Origin of the sequence: Paenibacillus sp. FSL K6-1330, from assembly GCF_037976825.1 — a bacterium.
In the GTDB taxonomy this organism is placed as follows: Bacteria; Bacillota; Bacilli; order Paenibacillales; family Paenibacillaceae; genus Paenibacillus_AQ.
Genome location: NZ_CP150269.1, coordinates 7,333,633 through 7,350,470 on the forward strand (window position 1 = coordinate 7,333,633; position 16,838 = coordinate 7,350,470).

A 16,838-nucleotide genomic window follows, 5' to 3' on the forward strand; every position below is an offset into this window, starting at 1 on the left:
TCAGGGTAAATAATTTGTAAATAGATACTGGATATAACCTCTGGAGCCTCACCTCCTATATGCACTGTAAACGCTTACATATTAATTACTAATTGGCCCGTTGTCAACCCTTTTATCAATTGTTTTGATCATTAATTACCCTATTTATAATTGGGAGGGTTAATCGGAATGCCCGAATTTCCAAAAATGATAATTTCATCTGAAATCCCACAATGCTTCTAAGACTTCGATTAGCACAGAAACCGCCTTTTATGCCAAGACGATGCATAATATACTTCGTGCGGCGGATATGAAATAAATTTGTTATGATAATAAACGATTTTAGCTGGTATTGCTCCATCAATTGCTTGCTAAAGATTAAATTTTGAACGGTGTTGTATGACTCGTCTTCTTTTAATAGTCTTTTTGCCGGAACGCCCTTCTCAACCAGGTACTTCTTCATCAGCTCCGCTTCCGAGTGACGTGAACCAACCGCTCCCCCCGATACAATGATATATTTGTGCCCATACTGCCGAAATAGTTTGTAAGCCTCATCCAGTCTTTCCTTAAGCAAAGGGTGTATTCGGCCGTCTTTAGATACATAGCCAAGTACAATAAGTGCATCTGCCTTACCAGGTTTCAACTTAACTGCATGCAGCCAGCATATGTAAGTCAGCACCGCCATCGCCGCTATTGCAACTATCCATCCAATCCATGCCATTATTTGCTCCTCTAGGCGTTAATTTGTTATGTTTAATCAAATCAGTTTACAAATATAATATCTTTTTTTATCACAATGTCAATACAATCCGTTTCGTTTTTTTAGTATTTTTGGATTAAGAGCTTTCGTATGGGCTGCATTATACTGCATAGAACCGCCATCTATCGTCGTCTTTTTGGAAATTTATAAGGAATGTTAGTTGAATTTAACTAACTTGCAACTTTTATTCATCTCGTATTAATGCTACACTTGAAGCAAAGTATGTTCCTAATTTGTCAAATGTTTTGAATCTATATTATATAAAACGTTGTTGGAAAGAGGATGCATATCGTGAGCGATTCGGTCAAACCAACTAGTCATATGTTATTAAAATCAATTAATCAGCAGAAGGTTCTTTTTCTCATTTATTCAGAAGGGCCGATCTCTCGCGTAGAGCTTGCTGAAAAGACTGGACTAAGCAGACAAACGGTAACCAATATCGTTAATCGCCTGTTGAAGGAAAAAATAATCGTGACAGGGGAGCTTATCGACTTGGAGGTAGGCAGCGGAAGGAAAAGAGTCGGCCTTCATATCAACAGCGGCCACTTTTATGCCATCGGGCTTGAGCTCGCCGGCAAATACATTCGCGGAAAAGTATACAACCTGCGTCAAGAGGCTGTCGCATCAGCAGAACGCACGAGCAATAAATATGGTTCTATAGATGTGCTGATGCAGCTGTTGCATGAAGTTATTGATGAGCTGCTCACCCAGGTACCCAACACCTCCAAAGTAAAAGGGATCGGAATCAGTATGCAGGGACTGGTAGATTCTCAGCATGGCATCGTTCTGCGGACCCCCGGCATAGGCGTTCATCGCTTGCCACTCAAGCAGCTGCTTGAAGACAAATATAACATCCCCGTGTATATCGAGAACGATGTCAATCTTCTCTCTGTCAACGAGAATATGAACGGCTCCTTGAAGGAATCCAATAACAATATCACCATTAAGTTTGATTATGGTACAGGCGGCGCAATCGTCCACAATAAACAAATTATGGCAGGATCTAGCTTTGTTGCAGGTGAATTCGGGCATTATAAAGGCTTCTATGGAGAAGATGCCTATCCATGCCATTGCGGCAGATCCGGATGCTTAACGACGCTGGCTTCCAGCAGCGGACTGAGTGTATCCATCAAATGCACACTAGAGGAGTTCGCAGAAGGCATAAGAACTGGAGATCCTAAGTTCCTTAGTTTATACGAAAAAATTGTTGATGGCATCGCAACCGCCGTTACCAATATCATTACATTTATAAATCCAGACAGTTTGCTTATGACTGGACGAGTCATTCCCACCATCAGTCCCGAAATGTTCAACGAGATTAAAGCTAGAGTGATGCACCAGTTACCTGTGACAGTTAATAACGTACAATTGATCCACCTTCATAACAAACCGGATGAAACAAAGCTTGCTGCCGGGTTAGTTATTAAACGTGCATTTGAAATACCGCTGGATACCTTATCTCTTTAATACGACGGGTTAAACCATACCGGAACGGTTCATCTCTGACTTAGGATGAGCCGTTTTTACTTTTTACCATCGATATAACTTTAGATCGTACATTTCGGTGGATAAGCCTTATAACCGACAGTGTCAGCCCTCTTTCTCTACAAAATGCCGACCCACGGAGTAATATTCATCCTTATTCACGGCATCGTCCAGCCACTTCATCAGCTTTACTCCGTCCTGTTCGGCTGTGTAAAAATGATTTAATGGGGAGAGTGTATGTGGTGTCCTGCCCGTCTTCTCGTTAAGACCGTAATCCGTGATGTAATAATAGTAGCCTGGCAATCCTTTAGTTAGCTCTCCGGCAGATTGCAGCATGCGGGCCGACCAGCGATGCACATATTCGCCATCATCCAAAACGTCACCATTCAGATCCTTCTCAAAGTCGAACAGCAGCTCATCATAAAGCGTATTGGACTGCAAAAGTACCGCATTGTCCGGGAGCAGCTTGCGGTTCGCCGCGAATACGGACGAAATCAAATCTCCGTTGACTTCATAACCAAAGGTTTCTGCAAAGTTGACCTTCCATTCGTTATCGATAATATCCGGCCAGCGGTTGGCATTTAAGTAGGAGCCGTCCGAATATTGATAAATGCGGGCATCCGGGTAGCGTTTCGCGATCTCAGGCGCCCAGAACGCAGCTCCGAATCCTCCGGCGCTTTCTCCCGCGATGAGGATCTTTTCCGGCGCAGCGAAATGGTTTGCAATCCATTCCAATGCTGCGCGCGTATTGGCTTGACCGTTGTAACGCATTGTAAACGGCTTGCCTTTGGCATCCGTATATTCCTTGGATGCATTCCCGATATGCAGATCACCAGTAGAATAAGGGATATATACAATATTCCAATCCTTGAACGGATTGTCGGGGTTATTATTTTTCAACAGGCCGCCAAGCGTACTTACTTTAAAGAATGGAATGTTCGGAAAATAATATTTGATCTCACCGTTCTTCATGACATTACTCAGATTAATCGGCTGCGCGGCAGTCACCGCATCCCAGGCCACACCGCCCCCAGAAAAATAAATGATCAATTTATCTTCTGCAGCTGCTCCCTTATTGGCAAGTAAATAATATTCCGAACCGTCGGCAGAAATTACTTGTGCATCCTGGTCAAACTTGATTTTATTCCAGACATAGCGCTCCGCAGCAGCCCATTTATCCGGTTCAGCAGGCTTTTCAAGTATGAAGAAATAAACATAACCCGCCAAAACACCCAAAGTAAGTGCAATTCCGCCGATCGAAGTCAGGAGAATCTTATTGATTCTTTTCACTGTTTTCTTTTTTGCCACACAAAGACCGTCCTCTCAACCATAAAGTAGTCCACAAGTTTTTCAATCTTCATTATCATGCTGATTTTAACGTCCAGTGTGAATTTAAGCACCATAAAATTTAGAGTGCTGTTTATGCTACTGCTCAAAAAGTAAATTATTGTTGATTTAGCTGCTCGAAACCAGGGGTCAAAGTGTGGCGAATTATAACTTAGATGTCCTCTATCTCCCTTTTTATTACCCTATCCAGAAGCTATAATCAAGTTAACATGCACAGAAGGCCACCGAAGAAATCGGCGGCCTGATCTGTCGGTGATTATATAGAGACTTGGTTTTCAAACCTCCGTTTTGTCGGTTACGCTCCACTTCGTGAAGACCGGCGACGCATGGATAAAGAAATAATAGCCGGGATGAGTCCAATTGCGACGCCGACTCCCCCAAACCAACCAACTGCTGCAAGAGAGATGCTGTCTACAACGATACCCCCAATTACAGCCCCTACGGCCATTCCCAACTGCACGATAGAATTGTTCAAACTCAGGATGATCCCCGAAGCCTGAGGAGCCATGCCGATTAAATAAACTTGTTGAACCGGCCCCGTCGACCAAGCGAAAAAGGACCATAACATAAGCAAAGGCAACACGAACATGGACGAGTGGGAGAACGCCGTCAGCAACAATAATATTCCGGAGTGAAAGAGCAAGCCTCCAATCATCGTACGGGGGATACCCCATTTATCTGCACCGTAGCCGCCAACTTGGGAGCCTATGAGACTGGCCAGCCCAAACGCAAACAGCCCGACGTTTACCATCCCTTCGCTCATTCCTGTAATGTCCAGAAGAAACGGCGTTATATAGGTGTACAGCATCGTGTAGCCTAATATCCAGAAAAAACTGATGGAAAGCGCGACAGTGATTCGGGGGCTTTTTAATAAGGCGAGCTGTTCCCGAATAGGAACGGGAGCCTCTCCTTCCGATTTCGGAATTGTCAGCAAAAGGACCAACATCGCGACCAAGCTCAGGGCTCCGACTCCCGTGAAGATGATTTTCCAATCATGTGAGCCCGCAATGATCCTCCCAAGCGGGACCCCTAGAATAAGTGCGAGGTTAAAGCCCACCAGAACCGTGGCGATAGCGCTGCCCTGTTTTCCAGGATGAGATATTTTGGCGGCAACCGTCAGGGCGACGACCATAAATACCCCCGTGCTAATCGCCAAAATAATTCTTGCTCCGAGCAGCATGCCGTAGCCTGTCGTTGTGACAGTGATCAAATTCCCTACGAAAAATAATCCCAAAGCCGATAGCATAAGCTTTCTTCGATCCATTTTTGCCGTGAGTGCAATAAGAATCGGGGTGCCGATGGCATAAGCAAGCGAGTAGACCGTAATCAACTGCCCGGCCGCCGCTACCGACACTCCAATATCACTTGCAAGCATATCCAAAATGCCAGCAATCACAAATTCCGAAGTTCCGACTAAAAAGCTGACAATGGCCAGAATATAAATTTTCCATGAATTCCCCATCTATTTCTCCTCTTTCCATTTCAACAGATCTAAATCTATAGAAGTCATATTTAAAAAATAATGCTCAATTCGCCGACTTCATTTCTCGGCTCAATCAAGCCTCCTCGTTCCAAGCATTCGTACTCTGCTTTAAGCGTTATAGCCTTACGTCTGACGGGCGAGCTCCTTACGGACAATCGGCGCTACTTTGGTGCCGAGAAGCTCAATCGTCCGCAGCAAGTCGCGATGCGGCAATGAACTGAAATCATTGTACATCATGAATCGAGTCAAGCCTAGGTTCTTATGCAGCAGCACGATCTTCTCTGCGACATATTCGGGATCTCCGACATAAAGAGCGCCGTGCAGGCTGCGGGCTGAATCGTACGAGTCACGTGTATAGGGAGACCAGCCTCGTTCCCGACCAATTTGGTTCATTTGCTCGGCCATGACAGGATAATACCGCTTAGCTGCCTCTATTGTCGTATCCGAAATAAAGCCATGCGAATGCGTAGCAATTTGCAGCTTATTCGGATCGTGACCGGCTTTCACGGCGGCCTCTTTATAAAGCTCAACCAAGGGTGCGAATCTTTGCGGCTCCCCTCCCAGGATAGAGAAGGCAATCGGAAGTCCCAGCAAACCGGCCCGAACAGCTGATTCCGGGTTGCCCCCTGTGCCGATCCAGACAGGCAAAGGCTCCTGCTGTGCACGAGGATAGACGCCCATGTTGTCAATCGCCGGGCGATGACCGCCGCGCCAGGTCACCTTTTCGGAGGCCCGAATCTTTAACAGCAGTTCCAGTTTATCTTCAAACAATTCCTCGTAATCTCTTAGGTCATAACCGAATAGCGGAAACGATTCGATGAACGATCCCCGTCCGGCCATGATCTCCGCTCGCCCGTTCGATAGACCGTCCAGCGTTGCAAAGTCCTGGTACACCCGCACCGGATCATCCGAAGATAGCACCGTCACTGCGCTCGAGAGCCGGATCCGCTTCGTTGTAGCGGCAGCGGCGGCCAGAATGACAGCTGGCGACGAGCTTGTATAGTCGATCCGATGGTGCTCGCCGACGGCATAGACGTCGAGGCCAACTTGATCTGCTAATTGCATCTCTTCGATCGCTTGGCGCAGCCTCTCGGCATGTGAGACACCGCCATTTCGGGGGATTGCATGGAGGAAAGTGCTCATTCCAATCTCCATCGTATTCGTTTGATCGCTCATAGTCATTCTCTCCTTCTTAATCGATTCGTTCGCTAAAACTTCATTCAAGTATAATTCTTACCATTTCTATTGTTCTAAACATATCGAAGTGATTTTGGAAAAAATTACGCCAGCAAAAAGGGCGCAAATTTTTCTGCTATTTCTCGATTGACGTTATAGTGAATATACGATCCATTCTTGCGAGAATCAATCAAGCCAGAGTCCGTCAATTGCTTCAAATGATGCGATAGCGTCGAGCCTGCAACCGACTCAAGCCTTTCACCGACGGCAGTAAAGCATAAATTGCTCTCTTTCGCGAGCAGTAGAGCGATTTTCAGCCGGGTTGGTTCCCCCAAAGCTTTATACACTTTAACCGCTTGCCCGATATCTTCCTGATTTTCTCCCATGATAATCACCTCCCCGTATCCCTTCTGCAGTTCTATAACTATCGAAATCAATATTAGCACCAAGCCATTCAAAAGTAAAGGGGAGCATTACTTTAGTAGCACAGGTAAGAATGGCAATGACTACGCCTACGTGTACCCCGTGAAAGAAGTATTGCAAGCAGGCGGCAGATTAATTCGCTCAGAACAGGAGAGCGGCATTCTGATGCTAGTCGATGATCGGTACTTGCAAGCTATGTACAGGAGTCTGCTGCCGGAAGAGTGAAGGGAGTATGAGGTATTGGAGATGAGTAGACTGCCTATTAGCGAATAAAGAGGGGTTGCACAATTCTATCTAGTTCAATTAACTTAGAGAAAATGTATTCGTACGAAGGAGTAGGACTAGCAGATGCGCCATTGGAATTATTTCACCAGATTTCTATACATAATCTGCCACATTATCCGATAATTATTGGTATCTCATTAGAGACAGCAATTAATTTAAAGGAGCGAGACGATGATTAGTAAAAAGTTTAAGCGGTTAAACCGAAATGGAGAGGTAAGGAATAATTCTTGGAGGAAAAAGGTGCTGCAAATAGCACCGCTGCTCGTATGTGGAGTCATTGGATCAATTATATTTGCGGATCAAGTATCTGCTCATGGTTATATTCACTCTAGTCGTGCTGCTCTGTGCAAGGATCTGACGAACAAAAACTGCGGTCCCGTGCAATACGAGCCGCAAAGCGTGGAAGGATTAGGGACTTTCCCGGCTAAAGGGCCTGCTGATGGCCAAATTGCTGGTGCTGGTGTGTTCCCACAGCTTGACGAGCAGACAGCTAGTCGCTGGAGTAAAGTAACGATGAATGGCGGCAAGAATACCATTAAGTGGACATTAACTGCACCACACGCTACGAGAGAATGGAAATATTACATCACCAAGAAAGATTGGAACCCCGACAAACCGTTAGCTCGTGCTGATTTGGAGCCTATCGAGACGTTTAACGATGGTGGAGCCAAGCCGCCAACAACGGTTGTACACCAAATTAACGTGCCGACAGATCGCAGCGGCTATCATGTGATTCTGGGTGTATGGGAAATTGCAGATACGGTGAATGCTTTTTATCAGGTAATGGATGTGAATTTGATTAACGATGATAACGGGAATCCAAACCCAGAGGACACAACGGCACCAACGGCGCCTACTGCTGTGGCATCTCCTGTACAAACGACGAACACTGTTGAATTACGCTGGAATGCGGCTTCCGATAACGTAGGAGTTAGTCATTATGACTTATACCGTAATGGTGTGAAGGTACAGACGGTAACAGGCACATCGGTTGTCGATACAGGTTTGGAAGCAAATACATCCTACACATATACAGTAAAGGCTGTGGATGCGGCAGGCAATGTTTCCAAGGAAAGTGCTGCGATTACAGTGACAACGAAGCCAATCCCGGTTGATGATACAACTGCTCCAACGGCACCGACATCCTTGCACACTATGGGACAGACGACCTCGACGATCAATCTAATGTGGAACGAATCTACGGATAACGTAGGGGTGAAGCATTATGAAGTCTATCGTAATGGCGTTAAAGTACAGACGGTAACAGGTACAATGGCAACGGACAGCGGCTTGCAGCCAAACACAGAGTACACGTACTTTGTGAAGGCGGTTGATGCAGCAGGCAATATATCGGATGCGAGCAACTCTATTACAGTGAAAACAAAAGAACAGCCAACCGGACAATTACCAGAGTGGGAATCAGCCAAGGTGTATACAAGCGGAAACCGCGTTCTGTTTCAAGGCATAGAATATGAAGCGAAGTGGTGGACGCAAGGCGATCAGCCGGATACTTCTGATGCATGGAAGCTATTGAACAGCAGCAAAACGCCAGTATGGAATGCGAGCAAAGCTTACAATGGCGGAGATCGCGTCATATATGAAGGAGTTACGTACCAAGCCAAGTGGTGGACGCAAGGCAATGTGCCTAGTAAATTAGATGTTTGGCAGGTTGTACAATAAAGAATGAAGTCCACTTTTGCAGCATAAAAAAACGGCTTTGCCGTCCTATTGGGACGGTGAAGCCGTTTTTGTTTATTTGGACTATCCCCCTACAAATCTCCCTAAACTCCACAGTTAGGAACAGGGCGAATCTATGGCAAAATGAACTATTCCAACTAACACACTCTCTGTCTCCGAAACCCCTCAGAACTTGCTGGACAAGCAGTTCCATCCTTCTCCGCTATCGGGGGAGGTAATTTAATCCCCGTACCACTGAACCATTTCCCCGAATTAATTTTTGGATAATAAAGCCATTCCTAGCTTTGGCACGTCTAATTAGATATATGGTCTAAAAAGTGGGTGAGGAAAATAGAAAATCTCGTACATAAAGCACGATCAGGTGATCACCATGCGTACATCACGCTATTTCAACAATATGAGCAGCAATTGTATCGAACAGCCTTCGTGTACGTGAACAATCAACAGGACGCTTTGGATGTCATCCAGGAAACTGCCTATCGCTCATTCAAGCTAATTGCGACCCTGAGGGAACCAAAATATTTTAAAACGTGGTTAATCCGAATTTGTATAACTTGTGCAATCGATCTGCTTCGTAAGCGGAAAGAAGTCGTTCATCTAAAGCCCGAACACATCGATTTCGCTGTCAGTAATGAGGATTACGATGTGCCGCTTTCGATTTCATTAAAACAATTAATTGAACAGTTAGATGAGGATGAACGAAGCGTAGTCCTGCTGAGATTCTATCATGATTTCACGATCAAGGAGATTGCCAAAGTCCTGCAAATCCCTCTCGGTACTAGCAAAACGATACTATACCGCGCCTTGCATAAGCTAAGGAAGGTAGTTAAGGAGGAGTCTGTATATGAGCAATAATATAAAACAAGCCATTGAGGAAATCCCTATTCCTGCAATGCTTCATGAACGAAGTTTAATGGGCATTCATCAAGCGAAAGAAGAATGGGATGCGGCATTAGCTGCTCCAAAAAAGAGGAAGCGGGTTATGAATCGAGTTGTTGCTGCTTCCTTGATCGGCGTACTCTCCATTAGCGCAGCCGTTACATTCAATCCCCATCTTTCAGCGGCCATTCAAAGGGCTCTGCAATTCATTCCAGGAATCGGTGTGGTTCAAGAGAGTAGCACAGACTCTTATATGCTGACAGAACCCATTGATATTAAAAATAGCAATCAGACCGGCGCTACCGTAACTGCTATGTTGGTTCAAAAGGATTTGACTACAATTGAAATGAACGTATATCCAAACTATTCTTACGATATTAGAATCAAGGACGAATCTGGTAAGGTCCACAAAGCTTCATCTTCTCATGCTTACGGCTCACATATCACATTAAAGTTCGCTAGTCAGGTTGATGCTAAAGATCATGCACAATTGTTTTTTTTAGATAGACCCAATGAAGTCTTTACCATTCCACTTAGCAAGGTGGATAGCATTGACAGCCTAAACTCGATCGGAGGATCCGTGGAAGTCCATGATCTAAAGATTACGGCTATTCCAACTCCTGCGGGTCATAAGGGCAGAATATTTTTAAGTACGGAACACTCGAATCCATTCAGGTATTCTGAAGATTTTTATAGTAGTTCTGCTGAGAAAGGTGATCTTATTATATTGAATGAAAATATCATTGTTACGGATGAACTTGGTAATGACTATCCGATAGATAACAAGGGCACATGGATTCCTTTTAAAGACATTTATTTCAACTTGGGAGACTCAGATGTTAAGCAATACACGTTAACCATTCCGCAATTGATGATTGTCGGGCGAGAAGAAGTCAAATTATCGATCAACATTCCTGACGGAGAAGAAGGTCCATTAAACCAATCCTTCGACATAGCAGGTTACCCCGTAGAACTAACTAAATTTAAAAAATTCAAATCGAAGGATAACGAAGACTACATAGAGATATATGTAGAGATGCCAAATCCGCTGCAGCTAAGCCATTCTTTAATAGGCTTCGATGCTTACACAGATATTAATTTTGGAGCATCTAAGGCATATGATCCAACAACTGGCGTGATGGAATTTTTCTCGATGAAATATGATCCTAACTCGACGAAACTGGATGTTACTGTATCCAAACCGATTATTGATATGAAGGGGCCATGGAAATTTGAAATAGCAGCAGATAAATTTAAGAGCAAACAGGTCGTCGAACACGAATAAGAGCAGAGATCTCTGGTCTAAATGATCATGGCGACTGCATGTACTAAAATGGAAGTTTGAATTCCCGTCGTTAAGAAGCCTAGTAATTAGAAAAGAGAGCAACACGAGTGACTGCCACTACGTGTTGCTCTCTCTGTTTTGTTTGTACGAAAAGCTTCCTTACATGACGATTCAGTCGGCTGATCGGGACACCTCACGCGACTCTCGGCGCGAGGTGCTCGGTCATACGTCGGCCGGACTTATTCCCGTTCTCCTGCCGCATATTCGCCCGGACTGACGTCCATCACTTCTCTGGAAGGCTGGATCAGCGACATTTCGAACCTGCAGGGCCAATACACGTCCGGCGCCATCTCCCCATTCAGCAAGCCAGCGATCGTTTCACCTTCGCTCACCGGCACATCCGCTTCAAACAAGTAGGCTGCGACATTGAATGCATGCCGTGACACGTCATTCGGATCCAATGTATGAAAGTGGTACTGGACATCCGGAAGGCCGAGCGCAAAGAGACCGAGTGAATCGATCAAGCTGTCTTCGGTCCCATGAATGGTAAAATAGCGGATATTCATGCCGAACTGCAAGAACCGGGCAGCTCCTTCGTACGGATTATCCGCAATTTCGGCCGTATGCAGCAATTTCCCGCTTGATGGAATCCAGATCGCTTTGCAGGTGGGGAATAGACTTACGGCAGCCTCCAGCCAATCCGCCAATAAGGCGCTGCGCGATTTATAGTCCAGCCCCGCCGCCATGAAGTCGCTGATCAGCAGCTTATAGCGGCATTTTTCCAGAACGTCCTCGGCGTCCGGCATCGTCCAAAACTGGGTGCGCTCCAAGTCGGTAATCGTCTCCGGTTGAAAAGGAGTAACGTCTGCCATCATCACCTGAGCTGGCAAGTTCCCCTCCTGGTAGGCTACTTTATAAGCCTCTACGGCAAACGACGACAATGCGCCATCTGCCGACACGGTATCCGTTTTCCCGCATCGGGTTTCTAACGCATTCCGGACGGCTTCCGCATTCGGCCGTTCCACTTTCTCCTCAAACAGCAGATACATTTGAAATAACCGCTGAAACTCACTTTTTTCATCCAAATCTTGCTGAAGCACGCGTCCGCTCTCCATTCTACCCTACCACTCCGTTCGTATGTCGTTCCCTTCTACTATAGAGATTGCCGCACGGTTCACGCAAGTCCGGCCAGGAAATTGATTCCAAAGTCGGATCTAGGGGGTTACAGCCTTTCCCAAATCCGAAATCCCATCTCTGCCTTACGCCTATCAAAGCAGTCGGGTGAAACTGGACCTTCTGTAGCCCCGTCAACAAATAGCGAAAAACATGGGATCGGACGAACACCATTTTTTACAATGCGGAATATACAAATGAATAGGCACTTATCCCAATCATGCTTATTCTGTAAACTTTGCTAATCGGAATAGGCACAAAGGAGTGTTTCAAGTTGGTAGTAAAATCATCTCACTATTTTGCCCACGGCAACACTGCGCACGGAGCTCATTTCTTGTATACATCCGCATTTGATGGGCTAAACAAGATATTTGTCCTTACGGGGCCCCAAGGTACGGGGAAATCGACGGTCATTCAAAGCTTGGCGGATAGCCTGCTGGATAAAGACTTGCATGTGCAATGCTTCCACTCCCCTCTCCGTCCCGACGAACTGGATGGCATCATTTTAACGGAATTGAAGGTTGGTATTGTCGACGGGCGAGTCTGTAAGGGGATTTCGGATAGCGGGGCCGGTGAAATCGTCTTTATCCACTTCGAGGAAGCGTTTGATAACAGCCTTATTTTACCGGAACACTTCATAACGATAGAAGATCTTAGAGGCAAGCTTGAGAGCGCCTATTCAAAAGCGTATGAAACGTTCGCAATGGCATTGCAGATTCATGACGAGTGGGAAAAATATTATATCGAAAATATGGATTTCTCGAAGGCCGACCAGATTGCGCAGGATTTGATTCAAGAATTATACGTCGGTCATGAAAGCGATACGCCAACCGCTTCACGTCACTTATTTTTCGGAGCTGCGACTCCGAGGGGGGCATTCGATTTTATTCAAAGCTTGACCGCTCAGCTGGAAAGACGGATTTTCATCAAGGGAAGGGCGGGTTCTGGCAAATCGACGTTGCTGAAAAAGCTTGCCTCCGCTGCCGAACAGAAAGGAATCGAAGTTCAAGTGTTTCATTGCGGCTTTGATCCGAACAGTTTGGATATGTTGATATTCCCGAAGCTTCGAACAGCTATCTTCGACAGTACCGCTCCACATGAATACTTTCCGGATCGGGACGGGGATGAGATCCTAGATATGTATACACGGACTGTAGCACCTGGAACAGATGAAGCTCATGCTGCCGAAATAGCCGGTATCAAAGCGCGCTATTCGGCAAAAATGAAAGAGGCCACCTCCCATCTGGCGGAAGCCGAAGCCATCGATTCTCAAATTAAGGCCTACTATGTTGCAGCCACAGATTATTCGATCGTAGAGAAACTCCATCTGCAATTACAGTCTGAATTGAATGAACTGATCAACTCCATTCAGCTTTCAAAATAAAGATACAACCCAAAAGCATTCTATTTCTGACGGGGCTCAGCAGTCTAATGCAAGCTAAGTCCCGTTTGAAATTGAATCGGCTTCCACTTCTCCTATGGCCTTCTCCAAAACGACTGTGCGTATGGGACTGCAACGAAGTGCTCTCCCTTTATTCATGAATACATCTCTCTTATCTGCGTGTACAATCGCCGTTTTCTCGTAGATGCGAGACACACTATAACGTGTGTCGTGTAGAGATATATTTAATTACGGTGACCGATTGCATTCAAAATTCGCCCTATAGATGATACGGTTCCCCGTATCATCTATAGGGCGAATTTTGGTGCGACTAAACGGTAAGCCTTTCGAAACCGCCCATCCGATCACCGGATTGGCGGTTCTTACTTCCTACTTCTCCTGCTCCTTTATCACCTGCTCAATCCCGAGCAGAATCAGCTTCAAGCCGAACTCGAACGCCTTGTCGGTCCCCATCAGTTCGAACAGCCCGTTCGCGAACATTCTCCGGAACAGTCCCGCATCCGTCTCGCTCATGGAATCCAGAAGGCGAGTCATTTCCTCACCCGGAAGCGCTCCCGCTCCATGGTCCTTAAGAATCGCGGAGACATTGCGCTGGTGCTCATAATCGTCCAGAACGAAGTTGAAGACATAATTCATAATCGTAAGAACCGCTTGTATTTTTTGCTCTTGCTCAAGCGGCGTCGATTCCACGCAAAGCAGCATACGGTTGGTGAACCGGATGATGTCCGGTTCGTGGGGCAGCGTCGACATCATGAGCTGCGTGGAGCAAGGATACCGGCTGAGCACGCTTCGGACCGTTACCGCAAGCCCCTTTAGCTGCTCCTTCCAGTCCCCATCGGAGTGGTACTCCTCCAGAATGATTTTCGATACCTGGTTGGCCAGACGCTGGTAGAGATTCTGCTTGCTCTTAAAGTACCAGTATATAGAGGGAGCCTGAATCCCAAGCCTAACGGCCAATCGTCTCATGCTGAATTTCTCGATCCCCTCCTCACCAAGTAACTCCCACGAGGCTTCCAAAATCCTATCCTCCGAAATCTGAGGTTGCTGTTTTTTCATCGTTATCCGCCCTTTTATCTAACAGTGTAAGTTTATACTTTACAGGTTCATAGGTTCATGATATCATCTAACACTGTAAGGTTCAAACTAACACTGTAAGATTGAACTCAAAATAAATAAAGAAAGTAGTGACCCGCATGGATGCAGAAAACCTCCATTACTTTGAAAAAGCCCCGGTCGGAAAAGCCGTAGCTCACTTCGCTGTACCTATGATGCTAGGCACGTCAATGAGTGTCATCTATTCCATCTTGAATGCCTATTTCCTTGGTACACTTCACAATACCGCCATGTTAACCGCACTCGCGCTAACCTTGCCGTTATTCGCAATTATTATGGCGCTAGGCAACTTGATTGGCATGGGTAGCGGTACATTCATCTCTCGATTGCTGGGAGAGAAAAAATATGATGACGTAAAGCAAGTATCGTCATTCGCTTTTTACAGCAGTTTGGTTCTCGGTCTGATTGTGATGGCCGTCGGTCTCCCGTTGATCGATCCCATCGTTTATGGCCTGGGGGCAACGCCTGACTCCTTCGGATTCACGAAGGACTATGTCACGATTATGCTTATCGGTTCACCAATCGTCGTATTATTCTTCACGCTGGAGAATATCGTGCGCTCGGAGGGTGCAGCCATCACATCGATGATCGGTATGATTCTCAGTGTGGTCGTCAATATTATTCTCGATGCGTTCGTCATCTTCATGTTCCATTGGGATGTGATCGGCGTTGCGTCTGCTACGGTCATTTCCAACTTGGTTGCGAGTGCATTCTACGCCTTCCATATTAGATACAAGAGCCAATTCTTAACCGTCTCCGTAAAATGGTTCAAAGCTTCCAAGGAGATTCTGAGCAATGTATTCAAAATCGGAGTTCCCGTCTTTATTATGAGTATCTTTTTGGGTGCAATGTCGCTTATCTTAAATCTTTTTCTTGTTGAATATGGAGAGCCGGCCGTAGCGGCTTACGGAATTTCATCACGTTTATTGCAATTTCCTGAGTTTATTCTGATGGGCTTGTGTGAGGGAGTCGTGCCGCTCATTGCCTTTTCCTTTACAGCTAATAAATTACGAATGAAGCAAACTATTGGATTTACGATCAAAGCGATTGTGGCGTTAGCCGTCGTGTTCGGTGTCATCGTCTATCTGATTTCCGATCACTTAATCGGTTTATTTACGAATGACCCGCAATTAATAGAAATGGGCAGCTACATTTTGCATGTGACGTTCTTATCCTTGTTCATTACAGGAATGACCACGTTGTTTACGGGGATCTTCCAAGCAACAGCGCAAGGAACGGCCGCGTTTATTATGTCCGTTATTCAAGGAGTTACTCTGATTCCTGTGCTCTATATCGCCAATCGGATGAACGGCTTCCACGGGGTGGTCTGGTCGCTCGTCATTGCGGATGCCGTCGCATTCCTTGTCGGTGCCATCATGCTGTATGTTTTACGGAACAAATTGCAGCCGGATTTTGATAGTTTAGTACAGTAGAAACCTAAAACACGCAAGAAGGGAGGATAAGGGCACCCCCTGCCTTTTTTATATACGGTGAAGCCAAAAATTTCACCGAATACAAGAAATATCTGATCATTTGATTTATTTTTATTTACATTGATGCGGTTTGGAAACTATCACGAACAATTCATGCACAGCAAGTAACTGCACATCGAATTGTTGAATCACTTCATTCTTTTTTGATTTTATTAAAAGAAGAGAAGTATTCAAGCCCAAAACAAGTTTACTGAATTTGAGAATGATTTGATTAAAATAGTCACTGAAACCTATCTTCATTGGAAGCAATATAGCTTAAATGGTGATTTACATGAATATCGGGTGAAAGATGGTTTTTTTTTGATCCCAGCCCTCAAATGGGATACAGTGATACAATAATAAAAATGGAGACAAAAGGTTTGAAGCGGTATCTCTAACGGGCAAGGCCAACCAAACCGGTCGTCTATTTATTTCTTCATCGCTTCGATTGCATACTCCAACTCGACGTCTTGCCCGTCCATCATGCTTGCTTTGAACGTTTCTTCATTTAGGGGGATTTTGATATCGGGAACCGCGCCCCCCACTCCGGTTTGGTCGGCGTCTCCCTGGACCTTCTTGTTCTGATTGAGCGACCTTCCATCGGGGAACTGGATGACGTAGCCTTCCGGCATCTTGATCTCGATCGGGCTGCTCATAAGTCCGAACGAACCGGCCGTTGAGGTGAACCCTACGATTTTGACATTGGGTACGCCTTTTAGAACAAGAGGCATCCCTTCTCCTGAGCTTCCGGTTCTGCTGTTGATCAAGATGGCCACCTTCCCGTCGAAATAGGGCTTTACGGGCTTGACCTTGACGACTTCATTCCGGTTCAGTTCAAACTTTCCGGCTATATGGCTAATCCTTAAAGGATTCAACCG

General features: G+C 45.6%; 14 protein-coding genes and 1 pseudogene. 7 read left to right on the plus strand and 8 right to left on the minus strand.

What is annotated here, in order from left to right:
- Positions 1 to 115: 115 nt before the first annotated feature.
- Entirely contained in the window at positions 116 to 700 is a 585-nt protein-coding gene (locus tag NYE54_RS33380; RefSeq protein ID WP_339269046.1) for a YdcF family protein, read from the minus strand.
- 321 nt (positions 701 to 1,021) lie between these two features.
- On the opposite strand from NYE54_RS33380, the gene NYE54_RS33385 reads away from it, so the two are divergent.
- A complete protein-coding gene (locus tag NYE54_RS33385) occupies positions 1,022 to 2,206 on the plus strand; it encodes an ROK family transcriptional regulator (protein ID WP_339269048.1) in 1,185 nt (394 codons plus the stop codon).
- Between the two features lie 123 nt (positions 2,207 to 2,329).
- Here NYE54_RS33385 and NYE54_RS33390 read toward each other — a convergent pair whose 3' ends face one another.
- The 4 genes from NYE54_RS33390 to NYE54_RS33405 all read right to left on the minus strand — a co-directional run bounded on the left by NYE54_RS33390 (position 2,330) and on the right by NYE54_RS33405 (position 6,616).
- A complete protein-coding gene (locus NYE54_RS33390; RefSeq protein ID WP_339269050.1) occupies positions 2,330 to 3,532 on the minus strand; it encodes a pectin acetylesterase-family hydrolase in 1,203 nt (400 codons plus the stop codon).
- 334 nt (positions 3,533 to 3,866) lie between these two features.
- On the minus strand, positions 3,867 to 5,033 hold the full coding sequence (locus NYE54_RS33395) for an MFS transporter (RefSeq protein WP_339269053.1): 1,167 nt from the start codon (positions 5,031 to 5,033) through the stop codon (positions 3,867 to 3,869).
- Positions 5,034 to 5,177: 144 nt separating this feature from the next.
- Positions 5,178 to 6,230: an LLM class flavin-dependent oxidoreductase gene (locus NYE54_RS33400; protein WP_339269055.1), complete on the minus strand. Its 1,053-nt coding sequence runs from the start codon at positions 6,228 to 6,230 to the stop codon at positions 5,178 to 5,180.
- 104 nt (positions 6,231 to 6,334) lie between these two features.
- Entirely contained in the window at positions 6,335 to 6,616 is a 282-nt protein-coding gene (locus tag NYE54_RS33405) for a metalloregulator ArsR/SmtB family transcription factor (protein WP_098749556.1), read from the minus strand.
- 88 nt (positions 6,617 to 6,704) lie between these two features.
- On the opposite strand from NYE54_RS33405, the pseudogene NYE54_RS33410 reads away from it, so the two are divergent.
- From NYE54_RS33410 to NYE54_RS33425, 4 genes and pseudogenes are all read left to right on the plus strand, one after another.
- A pseudogene (locus tag NYE54_RS33410) lies at positions 6,705 to 6,878 on the plus strand (helicase C-terminal domain-containing protein); the annotation flags it as partial.
- Positions 6,879 to 7,178: 300 nt separating this feature from the next.
- The gene (locus NYE54_RS33415; protein WP_339269057.1) at positions 7,179 to 8,618 is read left to right on the plus strand and encodes a lytic polysaccharide monooxygenase; all 1,440 of its coding nucleotides are present in this window, start codon (positions 7,179 to 7,181) and stop codon (positions 8,616 to 8,618) included.
- Positions 8,619 to 9,044: 426 nt separating this feature from the next.
- Complete coding sequence (locus tag NYE54_RS33420; protein ID WP_339269059.1) at positions 9,045 to 9,491, plus strand: sigma-70 family RNA polymerase sigma factor; 447 nt, start codon at positions 9,045 to 9,047, stop codon at positions 9,489 to 9,491.
- Positions 9,481 to 10,800 (plus strand): hypothetical protein, encoded by a 1,320-nt coding sequence (locus NYE54_RS33425; RefSeq protein ID WP_339269061.1) that lies wholly within the window; start codon positions 9,481 to 9,483, stop codon positions 10,798 to 10,800. Before NYE54_RS33420 ends, NYE54_RS33425 begins: the two co-directional genes overlap by 11 nt.
- Positions 10,801 to 11,039: 239 nt before the next feature.
- Here NYE54_RS33425 and NYE54_RS33430 read toward each other — a convergent pair whose 3' ends face one another.
- Positions 11,040 to 11,915: a DUF4261 domain-containing protein gene (locus NYE54_RS33430; RefSeq protein WP_339269063.1), complete on the minus strand. Its 876-nt coding sequence runs from the start codon at positions 11,913 to 11,915 to the stop codon at positions 11,040 to 11,042.
- Positions 11,916 to 12,247: 332 nt separating this feature from the next.
- On the opposite strand from NYE54_RS33430, the gene NYE54_RS33435 reads away from it, so the two are divergent.
- Entirely contained in the window at positions 12,248 to 13,357 is a 1,110-nt protein-coding gene (locus NYE54_RS33435) for a PRK06851 family protein (RefSeq protein WP_339269065.1), read from the plus strand.
- A gap of 387 nt (positions 13,358 to 13,744) precedes the next feature.
- Here the strand turns inward: NYE54_RS33435 and NYE54_RS33440 are convergent, their stop codons facing one another.
- The gene (locus NYE54_RS33440; protein WP_339269067.1) at positions 13,745 to 14,431 is read right to left on the minus strand and encodes a TetR/AcrR family transcriptional regulator C-terminal domain-containing protein; all 687 of its coding nucleotides are present in this window, start codon (positions 14,429 to 14,431) and stop codon (positions 13,745 to 13,747) included.
- A 137-nt stretch (positions 14,432 to 14,568) separates the two neighbouring features.
- On the opposite strand from NYE54_RS33440, the gene NYE54_RS33445 reads away from it, so the two are divergent.
- Entirely contained in the window at positions 14,569 to 15,921 is a 1,353-nt protein-coding gene (locus tag NYE54_RS33445) for an MATE family efflux transporter (protein ID WP_339269069.1), read from the plus strand.
- A gap of 467 nt (positions 15,922 to 16,388) precedes the next feature.
- Here the strand turns inward: NYE54_RS33445 and NYE54_RS33450 are convergent, their stop codons facing one another.
- A complete protein-coding gene (locus tag NYE54_RS33450; protein ID WP_339269070.1) occupies positions 16,389 to 16,835 on the minus strand; it encodes a S41 family peptidase in 447 nt (148 codons plus the stop codon).
- Positions 16,836 to 16,838 lie beyond the last annotated feature (3 nt).